Origin of the sequence: Mycolicibacterium vulneris (genome assembly GCF_002104765.1) — a bacterium.
Lineage (GTDB): Bacteria > Actinomycetota > Actinomycetes > Mycobacteriales > Mycobacteriaceae > Mycobacterium > Mycobacterium vulneris.
Genome location: NZ_NCXM01000029.1, coordinates 1 through 22553 on the forward strand (window position 1 = coordinate 1; position 22553 = coordinate 22553).

Below are 22553 nucleotides of genomic sequence, written 5' to 3' on the forward strand. Positions count from 1 at the left end.
CCCCCGGCGGCCCCGCCCCGGCCAGGTCCGGGCCCGAAGCGCTGCTGCGCGCGCCCGACGGCGCGTCGACGGTGGGCGGTCAGCACCTGCCGCCGGCGGTCCCGCCGGTGCCCGGCGCGCCTGCCGCACCCGGCGTGCCGGTGCCGGGTACGCTGCCCGGCATGCCAGGCGGACCGGCGACGGGTGCATTGCCCGGCATGCCCGCTGTTCCGGCCACCGGCGCGTTGCCCGGTACGCCCGCCGGCCCGGTCACCGGGCGCGCACCCGGTGTGCTGCCGGGATTGCCGACGCCGGGACTGCCCATGCCGGCCGGACCGGCGACCCCTCCAGTGCCGGCCGAGGTGCCGATTCCCTTAGGCGGGTTGCCGATTCCTGCTCCCGGCCAGATGCCGGCGCCGTTGCCCGCCGAGATTCCGGTCCCGCTGCAGCTGGGCCGCCCGGCGACGCCGGCCCAACCGATGGCCCCCGCCGCGCCGGCTAACGGCCTGCCCGGGCCGGCGCTCGGCGCGCCGCCAGGTGCGCCCAGGTGAGCCGCGGAGAATCCCCGCGGGCACGCCGGTCACAGTCGGCACGGCCGACACGTGGTCCTCGTAAGGATCTGGCGGGCAAGGGCGTACGGCAACCCAAGCATCGCCCGAAACCGCAGCAAGCCGACGTCGGCCGAGAAGTGAAGGAGCCGAAGCGATTCCGGAAGGCCAAGCAGGCCAAGGGCGTCGGGGCGGCACAGCGGTCCGTGTCGGTGACGGCCGGGCACTCGGCGCGGGAGCGTCGCACCCGCCAGGTCGTGGAGTTGACCAGCCGCGGTGGGTCATTCGTCTTCCGGCACCGCGCCGGCAACGTGGTCATCCTGGTGCTCATGCTGGTGGCCGCCTCCCAGCTGTTCGTCCTGCAGGTGACCAGCGCCCCGTCGCTGCGCGCCCAGGCCGCCGGCCAGCTCAAGGTCACCGATGTGGAAAAGGCGGTGCGCGGCAGCATCATCGACCGCCGCAAAGACCAGCTTGCCTTCACCATCGAGTCGCGTGCGTTGACGTTTCAGCCGAAACGGATCCGCAAGCAGCTGGAGGAAGCCAAGGCCAAGAACTCGACCGCCCCGGATCCGCAGCAGCGGTTGCGCGATATCGCCAAGGAGGTCTCCAGCCGCCTGGGCAACAAGCCCGACTCGGCGACCGTCTTGAAGAAGCTGCAAACCGACGACAACTTCGTCTACCTGGCGCGCGCCGTGGATCCCGCTGTCGCCAGCGCGATCTCGGACAAGTATCCCGAGGTCGGTTCCGAACGCCAGGACCTGCGCCAGTATCCGGGTGGATCGCTGGCGGCCAACATCGTCGGCGGCATCGACTGGGACGGTCACGGCCTGCTGGGGCTGGAGGAGGCCATGGACTCGGTGCTGTCGGGCACCGACGGTGCGGTCACCTATGACCGCGGATCCGACGGTGTGGTCATCCCCGGCAGCTACCGCAACCGGCATCGGGCGGTCAACGGCTCGATGGTCCAGCTGACCCTCGACGACGACATCCAGTTCTACGTGCAGCAGCAGGTTCAGCAGGCAAAGAATGTGTCTGGCGCGCACAATGTTTCGGCCGTCGTGCTCGACGCGAAGACCGGCGAGGTGCTGGCCATGGCCAACGACAACACCTTCGACCCCTCCCAGGACATCGGTCGGCAGGGCGACAAACAGCTGGGCAACCTGGCGGTGTCCTCGCCGTTCGAGCCCGGCTCGGTGAACAAGGTGATCACCGCGTCGTCGGTCATCGAGTACGGCCTGTCCAATCCCGATGAGGTGTTGCAGGTCCCCGGCACGATCCAGATGGGCGGGGTGTCCATCCACGACGCGTGGGATCACGGCGTGATGCCCTACACCACCACCGGCGTGTTCGGAAAGTCCTCCAACGTCGGCACTTTGATGCTCGCCCAGCGCGTCGGCCCGGAGCGCTTCTACGACATGGTCCGCAAATTCGGTCTGGGGCAACGCACTAACGTGGGCCTGCCGGGTGAGAGCGCCGGGCTGGTGCCGCCGATCGACCAGTGGTCGGGCAGCACCTTCTCGAACCTGCCCATCGGCCAGGGTCTTTCGATGACGCTGCTGCAGATGACGGGCATGTACCAGGCGATCGCCAACGACGGCCTGCGGATACCGCCGCGGATCATCAAGGCCACCATCGCCCCCGACGGCACCCGTACCGAGGAGCCGCGCCCGGACGGCGTGCGGGTGGTCTCGCCGCAGACGGCGCAGACCGTGCGCAACATGCTGCGTGCCGTTGTGCAGAAGGACCCGATGGGATACCAGCAGGGCACCGGCTCGGCCGGCGCGGTCACGGGCTACCAGATGGCCGGCAAGACTGGTACCGCGCAGCAGATCAACCCGGCCTGCGGCTGCTACTTCGACAACGTCTATTGGATCACGTTCGCCGGGATGGCCACCGTCGACAACCCCCGGTACGTCATCGGCATCATGATGGACAATCCGGAGCGCAACGCCGACGGCACGCCCGGACACTCGGCGGCTCCGCTGTTCCACAACATCGCCGGCTGGCTCATGCAGCGCGAGAATGTACCGCTGTCGCCCGACCCCGGCCCGCCCCTGACGCTGCAGGCCACCTAGCGGCGATCGCCAGCACGGTCGCAGCGGGTCGCTGCCAGACGGCCGGGGCCGGGGACCTCCGTGGAGCCGCCCGGCGGCCCCGTCGGCGCGCGGTTCGCCTCCCGCCCGGTTGCGGCTAGGTAGGGTGTCATGGCCGATCATGAGGATCACGCGGCGTCGGAGGGAGGTGTGACCGTGCCGGTGCCCACCGGGTTACGCCCCAGCGCCGCGGCGGGCGCGCGGCTGCCCGCCCTGGCCGACCAGATCGGCGCGGTGCCGGCCGACTCCCCAGGCCAGGGCGGCGTCGTGTCCGACGTGACGATCACCGGCGTGACGCTGCGCGCCCAGGACGTGCGGCCCGGTGACCTGTTCGCCGCGCTGCCCGGCCTGACGACCCACGGGGCCCGCTATGGCGCCGACGCGATCGAACGCGGCGCGGCCGCCGTGCTTACCGATCCCGCCGGTGTCGCCGAGATGACCGCGGCCGGCGCCCCAACCGTGCCGACGCTGGTGCACCCGGACCCCCGCGGCGTGCTCGGCGCCCTGGCCGCCACGGTGTACGGGCGCCCGTCCGAGCGGGTGGCCGTCATCGGCGTCACCGGCACCTCCGGCAAGACCACCACCACTTATATGGTCGAGTCCGGTCTGCGCGCCGCCGGCCGCAGAGCCGGGCTGATCGGCACCATCGGCATTCGCATCGACGGCGCCGACATCCCCAGCGCGCTCACCACTCCCGAGGCCCCCGCACTGCAGGCGATGCTGGCGGCGATGGCCGAACAGGGCGTGGACACCGTCGTGATGGAGGTCTCCAGCCACGCGCTGGCGTTGGGTCGGGTGGACGGAACCGGCTTCGCGGTCGGCGGTTTCACCAACCTGTCCCGCGATCACCTCGACTTTCACCCGACCATGGAAGACTACTTCGACACAAAAGCCCTGCTGTTCGACCCGAATTCGCCGCTGCGGGCGCGCCGCGTGGTGGTGTGCATCGACGACGAGGCCGGGCGGGCGATGGCGGCTCGGGCCGGCGACGCGATCACCGTCAGCGCCGAGGGCCGGCCCGCGAATTGGCGCGCCGTCGACGTGGCCCCGATGGGCGCCGGGGGACAACAGTTCACCGTCATCGACCCCGCCGGAGCGAAGCATCAGGTCGGGGTTCCGCTGCCCGGGCACTACAACGTCGCCAATTGCCTTCTGGCGCTGGCCCTTCTGGATGCGGTGGGGGTGTCGCCGGAGCGGGCGGCGCCGGGACTGCGGCAGACCCGCGTGCCGGGACGCATGGAAAAGATCGACGCCGGGCAGGACTTCCTGGCGCTGGTCGACTACGCCCACAAGCCGGGCGCCTTGCGCGCGGTGCTGACCACGCTGGCTCGTCCGGGCCGCCGCGTGGCGGTGGTCTTCGGCGCCGGCGGCGAGCGTGATCCGGGCAAGCGGGGGCCGATGGGCGCGACGGCCGCCGAGCTGGCCGACCTGGTCGTCGTCACCGACGACAATCCGCGCGGTGAGGACCCGGCGTCGATTCGCCGCGAAATCCTGGCGGGTGCGACCGAAAGTGGTTGCGCGGCAGAGGTTGTCGAGGTGGCTGACCGGCGTGATGCGATCAGGCACGCCGTCGCCTGGGCGGGCGCCGGTGACGTGGTGCTGATCGCCGGCAAGGGCCACGAAACCGGGCAGCGCACCGGCGACGTGGTCCGCCCGTTCGACGACCGCGTCGAGTTGGCGCAGGCGTTGGAGGATCGCGCATGATCGACCTGACCATCGCGCAGATCGCCGAGATCGTCGGCGGCACTTTGTCCGACATCTCGCCGCGCGACGCCGCGGAACTGCGCGTCACCGGAACCGTCGAATTCGACTCGCGCGCCGTCAAACCCGGCGGGCTATTCCTGGCGCTGCCGGGGGCGCGCAGCGACGGCCACGACCACGCGGCCTCGGCCGTGGCGGCCGGCGCGGTCGTGGTGCTGGCCGCGCGGCCGGTCGGGGTTCCCGCCATCGTCGTCACACCCGAGGGGGCTTCGGGATCGCGGGCCGGGGTGCTCGAGCACGACCCGGACGGCTCGGGGGCGGCGGTGCTGGCCGCGCTGGCCAAGCTGGCCCAGGCGGTGGCCGCCGAACTGGTGGCCGGCGGCCTGACCATCGTCGGCATCACCGGATCGTCGGGAAAGACGTCGACCAAGGACCTGGTGGCAGCGGTCCTGGCGCCCCTGGGCGAGGTGGTGGCCCCGCCCGGGTCGTTCAACAACGAGCTGGGGCATCCGTGGACGGTGCTGCGCGCGACCGCCGACACCGACTACTTGGTCCTCGAGATGTCGGCCCGGCATCCCGGCAACATCGCCGCGCTGGCCGACATCGCCACACCGTCCATCGGGGTGGTGCTGAACGTCGGCACCGCGCACCTCGGCGAATTCGGCTCACGCGAAGCCATCGCCCAGACGAAATCCGAACTGCCGCAATCCGTCCCGGCGTCCGGGGTGGTGATCCTCAACGCCGACGATCCGGCCGTGGCGGCCATGGCGAACGTGACCGCGGCCCGGGTGGTCCGGGTCGGCCGCGCCGAGCGCACCAACGCGGGCCCCAGCGAACTGTGGGCCGGGCCGGTGTCGCTCGACGAGCTGGCCAGGCCGCGGTTCACCCTGCACCGGCGCGAGGCGTCCGGGGTGACGCAGGTGCAGGTGCAACTCGGCGTCTACGGCGATCACCAGGTGGGCAACGCGCTGTGCGCGGCCGCGGTTGCGCTGGAATGCGGCGCCGGACTCGAACAGGTGGCCGCCGCACTCGCCGGCACGCGGCCGGTGTCGCGCCACCGCATGCAGGTCACCACCCGCGCCGACGGGGTTACCGTGATCGACGATGCCTACAACGCCAACCCCGATTCGATGCGGGCCGGGTTGCAGGCGCTGGCCTGGATCGCCCACGGCGGGGGCGCGGGCGGCGGCCAAAGCCCAGCCGAAAAGCGCAGGAGCTGGGCGGTGCTCGGCGAGATGGCTGAGCTGGGTGAGGACGCCATAGCCGAGCACGATCGCATCGGCCGGCTGGCCGTGCGCTTAGATGTGTCTCGACTCGTTGTCGTGGGAAGTGGGAGGTCGATGAGCGCCATGCACCACGGAGCGGTCATGGAGGGTGCCTGGGGCGCAGCCGATAAGGGGGCCGTCAACGTCGCCGACAGCGATGCCGCGCTGGCTCTACTGCGGGCCGAGGTGCGACCGGGCGACGTCGTGCTGGTCAAGGCGTCGAACTCCGCCGGACTCGGCGCGCTGGCCGACGCGCTCGCCGCCGAAAACTCAGCAGGCTCTGCGGGCGGGACGCGCGGATGAGGCAGATCCTGATCGCCGTCGCCGTCGCACTGACCGTGTCGATCCTGCTGACCCCGGCGCTGATTCGGCTGTTCACCCGGCAGGGCTTCGGCCACCACACCCGCGAGGACGGCCCGCCGACCCACCACGCCAAACGCGGCACGCCGTCGATGGGCGGCGTGGCCATCCTGGCCGGCATCTGGGCGGGTTACCTGGGCACGCACCTGGCCGGGATGGCCTTCGACGGCGAGGGCGTCACCGTCTCGGGTCTGTTGGTGCTGGGCCTGGCGACGGTGCTCGGCGGCGTCGGATTCCTCGACGACATCATCAAGATCCGCAGGTCGCGCAACCTCGGCTTGAACAAGACTGCCAAGACGATCGGGCAGGTCGCCGCCGCGGTGATCTTCGGCGTGCTGGCGCTGCAGTTCCACAACAACAACGGCCTGACACCGGCCAGCGCGGACCTGTCCTACGTGCGAGAGATCGCCACCGTCACGCTGGCTCCGGGCCTGTTCGTATTGTTCTGTGTGGTCGTCGTCAGCGCCTGGTCCAACGCGGTCAACTTCACCGACGGACTGGACGGGCTGGCCGCCGGGAGCATGGCGATGGTCACCGCCGCCTACGTGTTGATCACGTTCTGGCAGTACCGCAACGCGTGCGTCACCGCGCCCGGGCTGGGCTGCTACAACGTGCGCGATCCGCTGGACCTGGCGCTGGTCGCGGCCGCCACCGCCGGCGCCTGCATCGGCTTTTTATGGTGGAACGCCGCGCCCGCCAAGATCTTCATGGGCGACACCGGGTCCCTGGCCTTGGGCGGCATCATTGCGGGCCTCTCGGTCACCAGCCGCACCGAGATCCTCGCCGTCGTGCTGGGCTCGCTGTTCGTCGCCGAGGTCAGCTCGGTTGTGTTGCAGATCTTGACTTTTCGCACCACCGGGCGCCGGGTGTTCCGGATGGCGCCCTTTCATCACCACTTCGAACTGGCCGGCTGGGCCGAGACCACGGTCATCATCCGCTTCTGGCTGCTCACCGCGATCGCCTGCGGGCTGGGCGTGGCCCTTTTCTACGGTGAGTGGCTGGGCGCGATAGGTGCCTGATGAGCGGTCTTGAGGCCCCGCTGGAACCCCTGGCGCCCGGTGCGCCGGTGCTGGTGGCCGGCGGCGGGGTGACGGGCAAGGCGGTGCTTGCGGCGCTGACGAGATTCGGCGCGGCACCGACGCTGTGCGACGACGATCCGGCCAGGCTGCGCGGCTACGCCGACGCGGGGGTGGCGACCGCGTCCACCTCGACGGCCACCGACGAGATCTCCCGGTACGCGCTGGTGGTCACCAGTCCCGGCTTCGCGCCGACGACGCCGCTGCTGGTTGCCGCGGCGGCGGCCGGGGTGCCGATCTGGGGTGACGTGGAGCTGGCCTGGCGGCTCGACGCCGCCGGCCACTACGGGCCGCCGCGGCGCTGGCTGGTGGTGACCGGGACCAACGGCAAGACGACCACCACGTCGATGCTGCACGCCATGCTCACCGCCGGCGGCCGGCGCAGCCTGCTGTGCGGCAACATCGGTGACCCGGTGCTCGACGTCCTGGAGCAGCCCGCCGAGCTGCTGGCCGTCGAGCTGTCCAGCTTCCAATTGCATTGGGCGCCTTCGCTGCAACCGGAGGCCGGTGCGGTGCTCAACATCGCCGAAGACCACCTGGACTGGCATGGCAGCCTGGCCGCCTACGCCGCGGCGAAGGCGCGGGTGCTCGATGGCCGGGTGGCGGTGGTGGGCCTGGACGATGCCCGGGCGGCGGCGCTGCTGGACACCGCCCGGGCGCCGGTGCGGGTCGGCTTCCGGCTGGGCGAACCGGCGGCGGGGGAGCTGGGCGTGCGCGACGGCCGCCTGGTTGACCGTGCCTTCGCCGACGATCTGGCCCTGTTGCCGGTCGAGTCCATCCCGGTGCCGGGCCCGGTCGGGGTGCTCGACGCCCTGGCCGCCGCGGCGCTGGCGCGCTGCGTCGATGTGCCGGCCGAAGCGATCGCGGCCGCGATCGCCTCCTTCCGGGTGGGTCGGCACCGGGCCGAAGTCGTGGCCGTCGCCGACGGCATCACCTACGTCGACGACTCCAAGGCCACCAACCCGCACGCCGCCGAGGCGTCCGTGCTGGCCTACCCCCGCGTCGTCTGGATCGCCGGCGGCCTGCTGAAGGGCGCGTCGGTCGATGCCGAGGTCGCCAGGATGGCGTCGCGGCTGGTCGGGGCGGTGCTCATCGGCCGAGATCGGCAAGAGGTTGCAGAGGCGTTATCGCGACACGCGCCGGATGTCCCCGTCCTGCAGGTTGTGACAGGCGAGGATGCTGGTATGGATGCGACTGCTGTGGTTTCTGGGGCAGATGTGACAGAAGTGAAACAAACGGGTGACGATTTGGGGTCGGCGGTGATGAGCGCGGCGGTGGCCGCGGCGCGTACTGTGGCGCAGCCCGGTGACACCGTCCTGTTGGCACCTGCGGGCGCATCGTTTGACCAATTCGCGGGTTACGCCGACCGTGGCGACGCGTTCGCGGCCGCCGTGCGCGCGGCGCTCCGGTAGGGCGGGCGTGGGTAACGCACTGGCCCGGTTGCTGGGCCGGGGGAAAGACACTACCGAAACCGCCACGGCCGAGCCTGGGCCGGCCGAGGACGCCGACGCCACGGACGACACCGCGGAAGCCAAGGCCGAGCCGGAAGCCAAGGCCAACAAGGCAGACAAGCCACGAAAGGCCAAGAAGGACAAGGCCGCCGCCGACGAGGGCGGTTCGCACAGCCGGTTCGGCGCCTGGCTGGGCCGGCCCATGACGTCGTTTCACCTGATCATCGCCGTGGCCGGGCTGCTGACCATTCTCGGGCTGATCATGGTGCTCTCGGCATCCGGCGTGCGGTCCTACGACGCCGACGGATCCGCCTGGGTGATCTTCGGCAAGCAGGTGCTGTGGACCGTGATCGGGCTCATCGCCTGCTACGCCTCGCTGCGGATGTCGGTGCGGTTCATCCGCCGCGTCGCGTTCACCGGCTACGTCGTCACGGTCATCCTGCTGGTGCTGGTGCTCGTACCGGGTATCGGCAACCTGGCCAACGGATCTCGTAAATGGTTCGTGGTCGCGGGCTTCTCCATGCAGCCCTCCGAGTTGGCCAAGATCGCCTTCGCCATCTGGGGCGCGCACATGCTGGCCGCCCGTCGCCTGGAGCGGGCGAGCCTGCGCGAACTGCTGATTCCGCTGGTGCCGGCGGCGGTGATCGCGCTGGCGCTGATCGTGGCGCAGCCCGACCTCGGGCAGACGGTGTCGCTGGGCATCATCCTGCTGGCCCTGCTGTGGTACGCGGGCCTGCCGCTGCGCGTGTTCGTCACCTCGTTGCTGGCCGTCTTCGTCGCCGGCGCGGTCCTGGCCATGTCGGCGGGCTACCGGTCGGACCGGGTGCGGTCCTGGATCAACCCCGAGAACGACCCGCAGGACACCGGCTACCAGGCCCGGCAGGCCAAATTCGCGCTTGCGCACGGCGGTATCTTCGGCGACGGCCTGGGCCAGGGCGTGGCCAAATGGAACTACCTGCCCAACGCCCACAACGACTTCATCTTCGCGATCATCGGCGAGGAGCTCGGATTCATCGGTGCCTTCGCGCTGCTGGTGCTGTTCGGGCTGTTCGCCTACACCGGGATGCGGATCGCCCGCCGCTCGGCCGACCCGTTCCTGCGGCTGCTGACCGCCACCACGACCATGTGGGTGCTGGGCCAGGCCTTCATCAACATCGGCTACGTCATCGGCATCCTCCCGGTCACCGGTATTCAGCTGCCGCTCATTTCCGCCGGTGGAACATCGACCGCCGCAACGCTTTTCATGATCGGCATCATGGCCAACGCGGCTCGTCACGAACCCGAGGCGGTGGCCGCGTTGCGGGCCGGCCGCGACGACAAGGTCAACCGGATACTGCGGCTGCCGCTGCCCGAGCCCTATTCGCCGACGCGCCTGGAGGCGTTCCGCGATCGCAAGCGTGCCCGCCCGAAGTCGGCCGAGCCGCCGCGCAAGGGCGCCGGCAAGCCCGGGCGCAAGGCCGCCCGCCAGGCCCCCCAGAAGGCCTCCCAGAAGGCCTCCCAGAAGGCCGAAGCACCGCTGCGGCCGGCCCTATCGCGTACGGGCGGGCGGCCCGCTCGCCAGACTGGGGGTACCGCTCGATCACGGGCGAGGCATCATGGATCTGGCCAGCGCCGCGTCAGCCACGCGGCCGGCCAGCGTCAGCCACGACGCGCTCGCGCACTGGAAGGTCAGCGTTACGGGTGAATGACACGGTCAACAAGCCGACCGGCGGGCGGGGGGTAAACCCTTCGCCCGCCGGTGCCGCGTTGTCGTCTTTTAAGCCGGTGTCGGTCGTGCTCGCCGGCGGGGGAACCGCCGGTCACGTCGAGCCGGCAATGGCCGTCGCCGACGCGCTGAGCGCCCTCGACCCGCAGGTCAGGATCACCGCGCTGGGCACTGCCCGGGGGCTGGAGACCCGGCTGGTGCCCGAGCGCGGCTATGACCTCGAGCTGATCACGCCGGTGCCGCTGCCGCGCAAACCCAGCGGTGACCTGGCCCGCCTGCCCTCGCGGGTGTGGCGGGCGGTCCGGGAAACCCGTGCCGTGCTCAGGGCGGTCGACGCCGACGTGGTGATCGGTTTCGGCGGGTACGTGGCGCTGCCGGCCTACCTGGCCGCCCGCGGGGTCTCGCCGCGCAAGCCGCGGGTGCCGGTGGTGATTCACGAGGCCAATGCCAGCGCCGGGCTGGCCAACCGGGTGGGTGCCCGCACGGCCGAGCGGGTGCTGTCCGCGGTGGCCGACTGCGGGCTGCCCCGAGCCGAGGTGGTCGGGGTGCCGGTGCGCGCGACCATCACCTCGCTGGACCGCGCGGCGCTGCGTGATGAGGCGCGCCGCTTCTTCGGTTTCGCCGACGACGCCCGGGTGTTGCTGGTGTTCGGGGGCTCGCAGGGCGCGGCCTCGCTGAACCGGGCCGTCTCCGGGGCGGCCGCCGGGCTGGCAGCCGCCGGCGTGGCCGTCCTGCACGCGCACGGCCCCAAGAACACGCTCGACCTGCCAGAGCCCCAGCCCGGCGACCCGCCGTACGTGGCGGTGCCCTACCTCGACCGGATGGACCTGGCCTATTCGGCCGCCGACCTGGTGATCTGCCGGTCCGGTGCGATGACGGTCGCCGAGGTGTCGGCGGTGGGCCTGCCGGCCATCTACGTGCCGCTGCCGATCGGCAACGGGGAGCAGCGGCTCAATGCGCTGCCGGTGGTCAACGCCGGTGGCGGCATGATCGTCGCCGACGCCGACCTGACGCCGGAGCTGGTGGCCCGGGAAGTGGCGGGGCTGGTGGGCGATCCGCCGCGGCTGGCGGCCATGACCACCGCCGCCGCGCGGGTCGGGCATCCCGACGCGGCGCGCCAGGTCGCCCAGGCGGCACTGGACATCGCCAGGAAGGCGCAGCTCGGCCGCCCGAGTGCCCGGTGGACCAGGGAAACCTCGTGAACACCGAGCAGCTGCCGCCCGAGCTGCAGCGGGTGCACATGGTCGGCATCGGGGGAGCCGGGATGTCGGGCATCGCCCGCATCCTGCTCGACCGCGGCGGCCTGGTGTCCGGCTCGGATGCCAAGGAGTCCCGCGGCATTCACGCCCTGCGGGCCCGGGGCGCGCTAATCAACATCGGGCACGACGCGTCCTCGCTGGATCTGTTGCCCGGCGGTGCCACCGCGGTCATCACCACGCATGCGGCAATCCCGAAGACCAATCCCGAGCTCGTCGAGGCCCGGCGGCGCGGCATTCCGGTGATCCTGCGGCCCGCCGTGCTGGCCAAGCTGATGGACGGCCGCACCACGCTGATGGTCACCGGCACGCACGGCAAGACGACGACGACGTCGATGCTGATCGTCGCGCTGCAGCATTGCGGGCGCGACCCATCGTTCGCGGTCGGCGGCGAGATGGGCGAGGCCGGCACCAACGCCCACCACGGCAGCGGCGACTGCTTCGTCGCGGAGGCCGACGAAAGCGACGGCTCGCTGCTGGAGTACACGCCGAACGTCGCCGTGGTCACCAACATCGAGACCGATCACCTGGATTTCTACGGCAGCGCGGATGCCTATGTCGCGGTGTTCGACGCGTTCGTGGAGCGGCTGGCGCCCGGCGGGGCGCTGGTGGTGTGCGTCGACGACCCGGGGGCCGAGGCGCTGGCACGGCGCACGGCCGAGCTGGGCATCAGGGTGCTGCGGTACGGGTCCGCGCGCGCCGGCGACGAACTGGCCGCGACGTTGTTGTCGTGGCAGCAGCAGGGCACCGAGGCCGTCGCGCAGATCCAGCTGGCCCCCGAACTGGACCCGGAGCAGCACCCGCGGGTGATGCGGTTGTCGGTGCCCGGCCGTCATATGGCGCTCAACGCGATGGGGGCGCTGCTGGCGGCGCTCGAGATCGGCGCGCCGATCGATGCGGTGCTGGACGGCCTGGCCGGCTTCGAGGGCGTGCGCCGCCGGTTCGAACTGGTCGGCAGCGCGTTCTCGGTGCGGGTGTTCGACGACTACGCCCACCACCCCACGGAGATCGTCGCCACGCTGGCGGCGGTCCGCACCCTGCTCGAGCAGAGCGGTGACGGCCGCAGCATCGCGGTGTTCCAGCCCCATTTGTATTCGCGGACAAAGGCTTTCGCCGAGGAGTTCGGGCAGGCCCTGGACGCGGCGGACGAGGTCTTCGTTCTCGACGTCTACGGCGCCCGCGAACAACCGCTGGCCGGTGTCAGCGGGGCCAGCGTCGCCGAGCACGTCAGCGTGCCGGTGCGCTATCTCCCACACTTCGCCGCGGCCGCCGAGCAGGTGGCCGCCGCCGCCGGGCCCGGTGACGTCATTGTCACGATGGGAGCCGGCGACGTGACCCTGTTGGGGCCCGAGATCGTCACGGCGCTGCGGGTGCGCGCCAATCGCAGCGCCCCCGGGGCGTTGCGATGACGGAGCCGGACGACCCCGTCCCGGCCAGTGCGGTCGGCGATCCGGCGGAGGGTCGGCCCGCCGGCGATGCTGACGACGACGGCGGCGCTAACGACAACGCGGTCACCGAACCGCTCGCCACCGGAACGGGCGGGGCCCGGCCGGGGGCCGACGCGGGCGACGGGCAGGGGGCCGACCAGGCCGAGGTCGAGGGGCCCCGCCGGCGCGCCCGCCGGGAGCGGGCCGAGCGCCGCGCCGCACAGGCCCGCGCCACTGCCATCGAAGAGGCCCGCCGCGAGGCGAAGCGCCGCGCCAGCGGACGGCTGGCCAACGAGCCCAAACCCGTTGCGCGGGGCGTGGTTCGGGGCCTGAAGATGCTGCTGGTGACGGTCCTGCTGGTGATCGTCGGCATCGGGCTGGCCCTGATCCTCTATTTCACCCCCGCGATGTCGGCCCGCAACATCGTCGTCGTAGGCACCGGGGTGGTGACCCGGGAAGAGGTCCTGGACGCGGCGCGGGTGCGGATCGGAACGCCACTGCTGCAGATCAACACCAACCAGGTCGCCGACCGGGTGGCGGCGATCCGGCGAGTGGCCAGCGCGCGGGTGCAGCGCCAGTATCCGTCGGCGCTGCGCATCACCATCGTCGAGCGAATTCCGGTGGCGGTCAAGGACTTTCCCGACGGCCCGCATCTCTTCGACCGCGACGGCGTGGACTTCGCGACGGGGGCGCCGCCGCCGGCGCTGCCGTACCTCGACGTCGCCGATCCCGGGCCGAACGACCCGGCGACCAAGGCCGCCCTGCAGGTGCTGACCGCGCTGCGTCCCGAGGTCGAGGGCCAGGTCGGCCGCATCGCCGCCCCCTCGGTGGCCTCGATCACCCTCACGCTGGGCGACGGCCGGGTGGTGATCTGGGGGACCACCGACCGCAGCGACGAGAAGGCCGAGAAGCTGGCCGCGCTGCTGACCCAGCCCGGCAAGACCTACGACGTGTCCAGCCCGGACCTGCCGACGGTCAAGTAGCGATCTTCATCACGCCGCGCCGGGCGATGCGCCGTCGAACAGCGCGCATGCCGCCCGATGCGGGAAAATTGCCCAAAATTTGCGGGACGCGTGTCGGCGCGCCTGCGGGGTTAGGGCGCGCCGTACCCATACCGTTCTGGTTGCGCGGAACTACTTGACATAACTCTAACTCTATGGTTGAGGTTGAGGGTTTGCCAGGTAGGCCCGCGAACGTCCGGAGGAGCCCACCGCCGGGAGAGCTGAGCCAAGCCCATCAGGGAGGAAGACGAATGATGACCCCCCCGCATAACTACCTGGCCGTCATCAAGGTCGTGGGTATCGGTGGCGGCGGCGTCAACGCCGTCAACCGGATGATCGAACAAGGCCTCAAAGGCGTGGAGTTCATCGCGATCAACACCGACGCGCAGGCGCTGTTGATGAGTGATGCCGACGTCAAACTCGACGTGGGGCGCGAGTCCACGCGCGGCCTGGGGGCCGGGGCGGACCCGGAGGTCGGCCGCAAGGCCGCCGAGGACGCCAAGGACGAGATCGAAGAGCTGCTCCGCGGCGCGGACATGGTGTTCGTCACCGCCGGCGAGGGCGGCGGAACCGGCACCGGCGGGGCGCCCGTCGTCGCCAGCATCGCTCGCAAGCTGGGAGCGCTGACCGTCGGCGTGGTCACGCGGCCGTTCTCGTTCGAGGGCAAGCGGCGCGGCAACCAGGCCGAGAGCGGCATTTCGGCGCTGCGCGAGAGCTGCGACACCCTGATCGTGATCCCGAACGACCGGCTGCTGCAGATGGGCGACGCCGCGGTATCGCTGATGGACGCCTTCCGCAGCGCCGACGAGGTGCTGCTCAACGGTGTGCAGGGCATTACGGACCTGATCACCACCCCGGGTCTGATCAACGTTGACTTCGCCGACGTCAAGGGCATCATGTCCGGCGCGGGTACGGCACTGATGGGTATCGGTTCGGCCCGCGGCGAGGGCCGCTCGCTCAAGGCCGCCGAGATCGCCATCAACTCGCCGCTGTTGGAAGCCTCGATGGAAGGCGCCCACGGCGTGCTGATGTCGATCGCCGGTGGCAGCGACCTGGGCTTGTTCGAGATCAACGAGGCGGCCTCGCTGGTGCAGGACGCCGCCCACCAGGACGCCAACATCATCTTCGGCACCGTGATCGACGACTCGCTGGGCGACGAGGTGCGCGTCACCGTCATCGCGGCGGGCTTCGACGCCGCGGGCGCCGGCCGCAAACCCGTGATCGGCGGCAGTGCCGATAAAGAAGAGAAGACCGGCGGTGCGCACCGGATCGAGTCGGCGAAGGCGGGCAAGCTCACCTCGACGTTGTTCGAACCGGTCGACGCGGTGAGCGTGCCGGTTCACACCAACGGCTCGACCTTGAATATTGGCGGCGATGACGATGACGTCGACGTGCCGCCGTTCATGCGTCGCTGAGAACATGCCCGTGACCCTGGACCCCCGACCGCTGCCGTCGGGGCCGCCTGGCCGACAGCGAAATCCGGATACTGGTCACGTGAGCGTTCGCATTCGGCGGGTGACCACCACCCGCGCCGGTGGTGTCTCGAAGCCGCCGTTCGACACCTTCAACCTGGGCGACCACGTCGGGGACGACCCGGCGGCGGTCGCCGAGAACCGTGCCCGGCTGGCCGCCACCGTCGGCCTGCGCGCCGGCCGCGTGGTGTGGATGAACCAGGTCCACGGTGTTCGGGTGGAGGTGGTCGACGGGGCGCGCGACACCGCGGTTGACGACACCGACGCGCTGGTCACCCGAACCGCGCGCCTCGCCCTGGCGGTGGTCACCGCCGACTGCGTCCCGGTGCTGATGGCCGACGCGCGCGCCGGCGTGGCCGCGGCGGTGCACGCCGGCCGGGTCGGCGCCCAGCGCGGGGTGGTAGCCCGCACGATCGAGAAGATGCTGGAGCTCGGCGCCCGGGCCGAAGACATTTCGGTGTTGTTGGGCCCGGCGGTCAGCGGCCGCAATTACGAAGTGCCCGCGGCCATGGCCGACGAGGTCGAGGCGGCACTGCCGGGCAGCCGGACCACCACCGCCGCCGGAACTCCCGGACTCGATCTGCGGGCCGGAATCGCCTGTCAGCTAACGGATTTGGGTGTGACGGCAATCGACATCGATCCGCGGTGCACGGTGGACGACGCTGCGCTGTTCAGTCACCGCCGGGATGCGCCGACCGGTCGGCTGGCCTCACTGATCTGGATGGAGTGACCGCGATGGCGGTACAGGTACCCGCCGGGGGAGACCGCGAATCGGAATTGACGCACGCATTGGCGTCTGTGCGCTCTCGCCTTGCGGCGGCGGCGGAAGCGGCGGGCCGCAATGTCGGCGAAATCGAAGTTCTGCCGATTACCAAATACTTCCCAGCAACCGATGTTGTGACTTTGTCCCGATTGGGTTGTCGCGTGATCGGCGAATCGCGGGATCAGGAAGCGACGGCGAAAGTGGCCGAAGTCACCCGATTGCTGGCGGCATCCGGACGCGCGGATGTGGCAAATCCGCGCTGGCACATGGTCGGTCATATCCAGCGGAATAAGGCCCGATCGGTAGCGCGCTGGGCGCACACCGCGCACTCCGTCGACAGCGCGCACCTGGTGTCCGCGCTCGACAAGGGCGTTGCGGCGGCGCTGAACGACGGCCGCCGCACCGCCCCGATGCGGATCTACGTTCAGGTCAGCCTCGACGGCGACGAGTCGCGCGGCGGCGTCGATATATCCCGGCCGGGGGCCGTCGACCAGGTGTGCGATCAGGTCGAGGACTCCAAGAACCTGGACCTGATCGGGCTGATGGGGATTCCGCCGCTGGACTCGGACCCCGATGAGGCCTTTGACCGGCTCCGATCTGAGCATCGCCGGGTTCTCGAGTCGCATCGCAACGCCGTCGGGCTGTCCGCCGGCATGTCCAACGACTTCGAAATTGCCGTCAAACACGGTTCGACATGTGTGCGTGTCGGTACCGCGTTAATGGGTCCACGGCGGTTACCGTCACCGTAAGTAGTCACTGCAGTAACAGCTTTATCACTAACACCAGAACTCCCAGGGGCTAGAAGGGTCAACGCAATGAGCACACTGCACAAAGTCAAGGCCTATTTCGGTATGGCCCCAATGGACGACTACGAGGACGAGTATTACGACGACCACGCGCCGTCCCGTGGTTTTCCGCGCCCGCGATTTGACGACGGATACGGTCGCTACGAGCAAGACGACTACGACGACCCGCGCCGCGAGCCCGCCGACTACGCGCCGCCCGCCGGCTACCGCGGCGGCTACGGCGACGAGCCCCGTTACGGTGCCGTCCACCCCCGCGAGTTCGACCGCGGCGAGCGCGGCGGCCCGCGCTTCGGCTCGTGGTTGCGCAACTCCACCCGCGGAGCTCTGGCGATGGACCCGCGCCGGATGGCGATGATGTTCGAAGAGGGCCACCCGCTGTCGAAGATCACCACGCTGCGGCCCAAGGACTACAGCGAGGCCCGCACCATCGGCGAGCGTTTCCGCGACGGCACCCCGGTCATCATGGACCTGGTGTCGATGGACAACGCCGACGCCAAGCGGCTCGTCGACTTCGCGGCCGGCCTGGCCTTCGCGCTGCGCGGCTCCTTCGACAAGGTCGCGACCAAGGTGTTCCTGCTGTCGCCCGCCGACGTGGACGTTTCCCCGGAGGAGCGTCGCCGCATCGCCGAAACCGGTTTCTACGCTTACCAATAGACGCGCCCGCCGCCCGCTTCCCGGCGGTCGGCCGGCCCCGGGGCGACGTGAGATAAGGCCTCTTACCCGGAGTCGGTACGCTGGCAGGCGCCGCGCTGGTCCGCGGCGCTTGGCATCGCTGAGCATCTTAGAGGTAAGGTCGGGGCACTTCAGTTGGTGTTGTTCTTTCAGATCCTTGGGTTTGCGCTATTCATTTTCTGGCTGCTGCTCATCGCTCGGGTCGTCGTCGAGTTCATCCGCTCGTTCAGCCGGGACTGGCATCCCACCGGCATCACCGTGGTGGTGCTGGAGATCATCCTGTCGATCACCGATCCACCGGTGAAACTGCTCCGCAGGCTGATCCCGCAACTCACCATCGGGGCGGTCCGATTCGACCTCTCGATCATGGTGCTGCTGCTCGTCGCGTTCATCGGCATGCAGCTGGCGTTCGGCGCCGCGGCTTAGCCTCCATGGCCCGCGCGTGTCCCGCCGGCAGGCCCGTCAGCGTCGACCCATTCCGGCCCGGAGACGGTTCGGCCACGTTTTAGCGTCGGTTTGGTTCCGCCGATTTAAAATTTCTCAGGTTTCGGATTTTATTGGCCTCACTGTTTGAAATTGGCTCTTATTTATTGGGCTAATCAGCAACCGTCGCGCCTGGTGTGACAGGATGGACGGCAGTTGCACTACGGCTACCACTGCGTTCTACACTTTCCAGAACGTTCGACAGGAACTTGAGGGGACGAAACAATGCCGCTTACACCAGCCGACGTCCACAATGTGGCGTTCAGTAAGCCACCGATCGGCAAGCGGGGCTACAACGAAGACGAGGTGGATGCCTTCCTCGATCTGGTGGAAGCCGAGCTGACCCGGCTCATCGAAGAGAACAGCGATCTGCGTCAGCGGATCGAGGAGCTGGACCACGAGCTCGCCTCCGGTGGTGGCTCGGCCGCTCCGGCCGCCGCCGCGCCCACCCAGGCCATTCCTGTGCGCGAGCCCGTCCCCGAACCGGAAGCGGTCAAGCCGGCGCCGGGTGCAGCCCCTGCCGCGGCGGCCAGCAACGAGGAACAGGCCATGAAGGCCGCTCGGGTGCTGACGCTGGCGCAGGACACCGCCGACCGCCTGACCACCACGGCCAAGACCGAGTCGGAAAAGATGCTGGCCGACGCCCGCGCCAACGCCGACCAGATCCTCAGCGAGGCCCGCAGCACCGCCGAGACCACGGTCACCGAGGCCCGGCAGCGCGCCGACGCAATGCTCGCGGATGCGCAGACCCGCTCCGAGGCCCAGCTGCGGCAGGCCCAGGAGAAGGCCGACGCCCTGCAGGCCGACGCCGAACGCAAGCACTCCGAGATCATGGGCACCATCAACCAGCAGCGCACCGTTCTGGAAGGCCGCCTCGAGCAGCTCCGTACGTTCGAGCGCGAATACCGCACCCGGCTCAAGACTTACCTGGAGTCTCAGCTGGAGGAACTCGGGCAGCGCGGATCCGCGGCACCCGTGGACTCCAGCGCGGACGCCGGCAGCTTCGACCAGTTCAACCGGGGCAACAACTAGCATTTCGGGCGTGCCGGTCGCTCGCCGAGCTTCGGGGTTGGCACACTAGGACTTGAAACCGCGGTCCCGCTCGTCGCTTGGAGGATGACTGATGCTCATCATTGCGCTGGTATTGGCCCTGATCGGGCTCGTCGCGTTGGTGTTCGCGGTCGTCACCAGCAACGAGCTGGTGGCCTGGGTCTGCATCGCCGCCAGCGTGGTGGGCGTGGTGCTGTTGATCCTGGATGCGTTGCGCGAACGCCAGCGGCGTGACCTGGGCGGCGACGAGGCCCAGGTTGCCGATGAGGCCCAGACCGACGAGGGCGACTACGTCGACTACCCCGAGGAAGTCCCCGGTGAGGGCGAACCCGCGACGACGGGGGAAACCACGCCGACCGAGGAGTCCAAGGTCGTGGCCGAGGGCCGCGGCGACGAGCCCGCCAAGTAATTCTTCGCCCGTTCAGGCCTCAGCCGGTCGGCGTGGTGAGCAGCTCGCGGACCTCGTCGTCACTGATCTGATGGAAATCGTCGTAGACCTGCCCGACTGCCTCGAACCCGGGCGGCATGGTCGCGCACACCACATCGTCGGCCTCCTGCGCCAGCTCGCGGCAGGTCGACTCCGGCCCAACCGGAACGGCGACCACGATCGATTTCGGCCCGGCGGCCCGGATGGCACGCACGGCGGCGAGCATGCTTGCGCCCGTTGCGATTCCGTCGTCGGCCAGGATGACGATCCGGTCGCGCACGTCGGCGATCGGGCGACCGCCCCGGTAGGCGTGCTCGCGCCGGAGCAACTCGGCCGTCTCGCTGTCGATCACCTCGCGCACCTGCTCGTCGCTGATGCGCAGGCTGGCCACCACGTCCTCGTTCATCACCAGGCCGCCGCCGCTGGCCAGTGCGCCCATCGCCAGCTCCGACCACCGTGGTACCCCGAGCTTGCGCACCAGGAAGACGTCGAGCGGCGCCCTGAGTGCGGCGGCGATCTCCCAGGCCACCGGCACACCGCCGCGTGCCAGACCGAACACCAGCACGTCGTCCCGGCCGCTATAGGCCGCCAGCTGCTGCGCCAGCGCGCGTCCGGCCTCGCGCCGGTCGACGAACGTCTTCGGTGGGGTCCGCCGGACAAAGCCACTCGATGAGTTCATTCGTTACCGCTCCCGGCTGATGGACTTCTCTCCAGGCTACGTGCGTCAGGCCGAGCGCGGTGGCAAAGTTCGGGTTGGCTGCAGTGTCAGCACGACCGGGAGGATCCGCGAGATGAGACGGCGTTACGGCACCTACACGGCCTACAGCATCGCCTGCGCGATCGTCTGGGCGGTCATTTTGGCGGTGGTTTCCACGGCGGGCGACGCCGCCTCCCGGCATACGTTCCTGCTGGTGTGCGGCGGGTGGGCCATCGGGTGGTTGTCGGCGACGATCGCCAGGGGCGTTTACCCGCCACCGAAGCGGCGACACGAATTCAGGTCTTTGAGTTGAGTCGATGATCAGCAGCTTTCTGGCGGTTGGCGAATGACTGCGGCTGCGCCGGCAAGGTCGGGTGTCTTGGCAGCGTCAGGTGCCCTCGGCGTCTGTACCAGGGAAGACGAACCCGCTGAAATCTGGAGTTCGGTTGGCCTATGTCGCGGCATAACGGAACTCGATCAGCGGTCCGCGATTCAACGCCTGTCGTGCGTACACCTTCACGATGTACGGCCAGCGCCAGTGGGATGTCCCGCAACGGTACAAGGACAAGTGGAAGGTCTTGAATCGCGGTGACGTAGCAGGGAAGCCAAGCGCGATACGGGGTCAGCTTATTAACGAGGACAGCCAGACGCACGGCGAATCAACGAGGTTAGGCTCGGCGGCCGTTGCCTCTGTTGTCCTGCATTGGTTCGCAAAGTGCCGCGTTTGTCATGGCGCGAAATATTCCTAATCGAGAAACGGATGTGTGCAACGCAGCGGTCGAGCCCCTGCGCTCGCGACTGCCCCCGTCCTGGCGCGTTGAGACCGACATCGAACCGGACCGCGCCTTCGATTTCCGGATGACATTGACCACCGACGAGCGCGCCGCCGTCAACTTCCTGGCCGAAGTGAAGCTGTGACTAATCGCCGCCCGGTGCAGGACCTCACAAGGCAGTTGCGCACCGTGGCCGGCGCCTTCGGCGACGCTCCTCTGCTGTACGTCAGCGAGCACGTCAGCCTGCCGCTCCGGCGTGAACCGGACGAGGCCAATATCAACTGCCTGGACACGACCGGCTGGGTCAGCCTGACGGCCTCCGATCGCCGGTGCTGATTCGCCTAGAGGGTGCGCCCAAACCGCCGCGGTCCCCGGAGTCGAAGGCCACCGTCCGCCTCACCGGCCCCGCCACAGCGCGCACCATCCGCACCCTCTTCGGCCGACCACCACCGTGGGGAGGCGGAGGACGCTAAGCGTCCCAGGGCCCTCGGACGCGAGAACACCGCCCTCAAGCGGTTGTTGGCCGATGCCGAGCTGGAGAAGGACGCGCTCCCGCCGGACGGCATCTGGATCGGCAAGAGCCGGCTGGCTACGTGTTTACGCCAGGAAGCATCCCCGCCGCGGTTTCCGGCCCGCTTACCATGACGCCCGCGGCGAGGGGTGGATCGTCAATCACAAGAAGATCCAACGGCTTTGGCGTGAAGGGGATTGCGGGTGCCGCAGCGGCGCAAGCGTAAACGTCCCGGCATCTCGACGGCCCGGCCGACCATGACCCCTGATGCGCCCGACCGGGTGTGGCGGTGGACTTCCAGTTCGACGTCACCACCGACGGGCGGCTGATCAAGATCGTGTCGATCATCGAAGAGCACACCCGCGAATGCCTGGGCGGGATGGTCGAGCGCTGTATCACCGGCTATCACTTCATCGACGAAATGGACCGGTTGGCCGCCCAGCGCGGGCGCCTACCCGACGGTGCTGCGTTGCGACAACGGTCCCGAATTAGCTTGCGGCGCAATGGCCGACTAGGTGGACAGCCAGGTCGGGTTGCACTTCATCCAGCCGGGTGAGCCCTGGCGTAACGGCTACATCGAATCGTTCAACTCCCGCATCCGCGACGAATGCCTCAACATCAACAGCACTGTTCACTGCCCCAGGCCCGCGTCGTCATCAGTGACTGGAGACACGACTACAACGACCACCGCCGGCACTCATCGCTGAGCTACCAAACCCGGCCCGCTACGCTGCCACCTGTACCCGCCGATGAAGGTTCTCGCGTGCTGCGGAATAGTTCTCGGGGATGTGGCTTAGGCCAACGCCAAAGCTGTTGACGCAAAAAAGCGTTTGCGGACTCAGTCGAAGACGGTTGCGAGGTCCGGGTTCAGCCAGTGGGTGTGCATGAGGCGGAGTTGGGCCTCCACGACCGATGTCGACAGTGGGGGCAGCGCATCGAGGTCAAACCAATCAATCGCCGACGTTTCGGTGAGATCGGGTGGTACTCGGCCGCGTTCGCTGCACAAAAAGAACAGCTTGTAGACGTGAAAGATGGGA

The 22553-nt window shown here is 69.6% G+C and carries 20 protein-coding genes and 3 pseudogenes; 22 read left to right on the forward strand and 1 reads right to left on the reverse strand.

What is annotated here, in order from left to right; all coding sequences use genetic code 11:
- From B8W69_RS23180 to B8W69_RS23260, 17 genes and pseudogenes are all read left to right on the forward strand, one after another.
- Nucleotides 1-530, forward strand: a pseudogene (locus tag B8W69_RS23180) (hypothetical protein); the annotation flags it as partial.
- Nucleotides 527-2602 carry a peptidoglycan D,D-transpeptidase FtsI family protein gene (locus B8W69_RS23185; protein ID WP_085292101.1) on the forward strand — a complete coding sequence of 692 codons (2076 nt, stop codon included), beginning with the start codon at nt 527-529 and terminating at the stop codon, nt 2600-2602. The pseudogene B8W69_RS23180 and the gene B8W69_RS23185, both read left to right, overlap by 4 nt.
- Nucleotides 2603-2731: 129 nt before the next feature.
- Complete coding sequence (locus tag B8W69_RS23190) at nt 2732-4324, forward strand: UDP-N-acetylmuramoyl-L-alanyl-D-glutamate--2,6-diaminopimelate ligase (protein ID WP_085292102.1); 1593 nt, start codon at nt 2732-2734, stop codon at nt 4322-4324.
- Nucleotides 4321-5889, forward strand: a complete 1569-nt coding sequence (locus B8W69_RS23195; RefSeq protein WP_085292103.1) for a UDP-N-acetylmuramoyl-tripeptide--D-alanyl-D-alanine ligase — start codon at nt 4321-4323, stop codon at nt 5887-5889. Before B8W69_RS23190 ends, B8W69_RS23195 begins: the two co-directional genes overlap by 4 nt.
- Nucleotides 5886-6965, forward strand: coding sequence for a phospho-N-acetylmuramoyl-pentapeptide-transferase (gene mraY, locus B8W69_RS23200; RefSeq protein WP_085292104.1), 1080 nt, complete (start codon nt 5886-5888; stop codon nt 6963-6965). Before B8W69_RS23195 ends, mraY begins: the two co-directional genes overlap by 4 nt.
- Complete coding sequence (gene murD, locus B8W69_RS23205; RefSeq protein WP_085292105.1) at nt 6965-8434, forward strand: UDP-N-acetylmuramoyl-L-alanine--D-glutamate ligase; 1470 nt, start codon at nt 6965-6967, stop codon at nt 8432-8434. Before mraY ends, murD begins: the two co-directional genes overlap by 1 nt.
- Nucleotides 8435-8441: 7 nt before the next feature.
- Nucleotides 8442-10157 (forward strand): putative lipid II flippase FtsW, encoded by a 1716-nt coding sequence (gene ftsW / locus B8W69_RS23210; RefSeq protein ID WP_085292142.1) that lies wholly within the window; start codon nt 8442-8444, stop codon nt 10155-10157.
- Entirely contained in the window at nt 10154-11380 is a 1227-nt protein-coding gene (gene murG / locus B8W69_RS23215) for an undecaprenyldiphospho-muramoylpentapeptide beta-N-acetylglucosaminyltransferase (RefSeq protein ID WP_085292106.1), read from the forward strand. The genes ftsW and murG overlap by 4 nt, the downstream gene beginning before the upstream one ends.
- The gene (murC, locus tag B8W69_RS23220) at nt 11377-12843 is read left to right on the forward strand and encodes a UDP-N-acetylmuramate--L-alanine ligase (RefSeq protein WP_085292143.1); all 1467 of its coding nucleotides are present in this window, start codon (nt 11377-11379) and stop codon (nt 12841-12843) included. The genes murG and murC overlap by 4 nt, the downstream gene beginning before the upstream one ends.
- Nucleotides 12840-13844 carry a cell division protein FtsQ/DivIB gene (locus tag B8W69_RS23225; protein ID WP_085292107.1) on the forward strand — a complete coding sequence of 335 codons (1005 nt, stop codon included), beginning with the start codon at nt 12840-12842 and terminating at the stop codon, nt 13842-13844. The genes murC and B8W69_RS23225 overlap by 4 nt, the downstream gene beginning before the upstream one ends.
- Before the next feature lie 272 nt (nt 13845-14116).
- Nucleotides 14117-15277: a cell division protein FtsZ gene (gene ftsZ, locus B8W69_RS23230; protein WP_065030825.1), complete on the forward strand. Its 1161-nt coding sequence runs from the start codon at nt 14117-14119 to the stop codon at nt 15275-15277.
- Nucleotides 15278-15356: 79 nt separating this feature from the next.
- A complete protein-coding gene (gene pgeF, locus B8W69_RS23235) occupies nt 15357-16064 on the forward strand; it encodes a peptidoglycan editing factor PgeF (protein ID WP_085292108.1) in 708 nt (235 codons plus the stop codon).
- A 5-nt stretch (nt 16065-16069) separates the two neighbouring features.
- Complete coding sequence (locus B8W69_RS23240; protein WP_085292144.1) at nt 16070-16846, forward strand: YggS family pyridoxal phosphate-dependent enzyme; 777 nt, start codon at nt 16070-16072, stop codon at nt 16844-16846.
- Nucleotides 16847-16912: 66 nt separating this feature from the next.
- Nucleotides 16913-17557 carry a cell division protein SepF gene (locus B8W69_RS23245; protein ID WP_085292109.1) on the forward strand — a complete coding sequence of 215 codons (645 nt, stop codon included), beginning with the start codon at nt 16913-16915 and terminating at the stop codon, nt 17555-17557.
- 153 nt (nt 17558-17710) lie between these two features.
- The gene (locus B8W69_RS23250; protein ID WP_007770770.1) at nt 17711-18001 is read left to right on the forward strand and encodes a YggT family protein; all 291 of its coding nucleotides are present in this window, start codon (nt 17711-17713) and stop codon (nt 17999-18001) included.
- A gap of 282 nt (nt 18002-18283) precedes the next feature.
- The gene (wag31, locus tag B8W69_RS23255; protein ID WP_085292110.1) at nt 18284-19090 is read left to right on the forward strand and encodes a DivIVA-like cell division protein Wag31; all 807 of its coding nucleotides are present in this window, start codon (nt 18284-18286) and stop codon (nt 19088-19090) included.
- Nucleotides 19091-19181: 91 nt separating this feature from the next.
- Nucleotides 19182-19517, forward strand: coding sequence for an SUR7/PalI family protein (locus tag B8W69_RS23260; RefSeq protein ID WP_085292111.1), 336 nt, complete (start codon nt 19182-19184; stop codon nt 19515-19517).
- A gap of 19 nt (nt 19518-19536) precedes the next feature.
- Here the strand turns inward: B8W69_RS23260 and B8W69_RS23265 are convergent.
- Nucleotides 19537-20214 (reverse strand): annotated as a pseudogene (locus tag B8W69_RS23265) (phosphoribosyltransferase); the annotation flags it as partial.
- Nucleotides 20215-20326: 112 nt separating this feature from the next.
- Between B8W69_RS23265 and B8W69_RS23270 the strand changes: the two are divergent.
- From B8W69_RS23270 to B8W69_RS23280, 5 genes and pseudogenes are all read left to right on the forward strand, one after another.
- On the forward strand, nt 20327-20545 hold the full coding sequence (locus tag B8W69_RS23270; protein ID WP_133058020.1) for a hypothetical protein: 219 nt from the start codon (nt 20327-20329) through the stop codon (nt 20543-20545).
- 208 nt (nt 20546-20753) lie between these two features.
- On the forward strand, nt 20754-20981 hold the full coding sequence (locus B8W69_RS30060; RefSeq protein WP_110882034.1) for a nucleotide-binding domain-containing protein: 228 nt from the start codon (nt 20754-20756) through the stop codon (nt 20979-20981).
- Nucleotides 20982-20994: 13 nt separating this feature from the next.
- The gene (locus B8W69_RS31590) at nt 20995-21150 is read left to right on the forward strand and encodes a hypothetical protein (RefSeq protein WP_245843347.1); all 156 of its coding nucleotides are present in this window, start codon (nt 20995-20997) and stop codon (nt 21148-21150) included.
- Entirely contained in the window at nt 21147-21341 is a 195-nt protein-coding gene (locus tag B8W69_RS31595; protein WP_245843348.1) for a hypothetical protein, read from the forward strand. Before B8W69_RS31590 ends, B8W69_RS31595 begins: the two co-directional genes overlap by 4 nt.
- A 96-nt stretch (nt 21342-21437) precedes the next feature.
- Nucleotides 21438-22269 (forward strand): annotated as a pseudogene (locus tag B8W69_RS23280) (integrase core domain-containing protein); the annotation flags it as partial.
- Nucleotides 22270-22553: the final 284 nt, after the last annotated feature.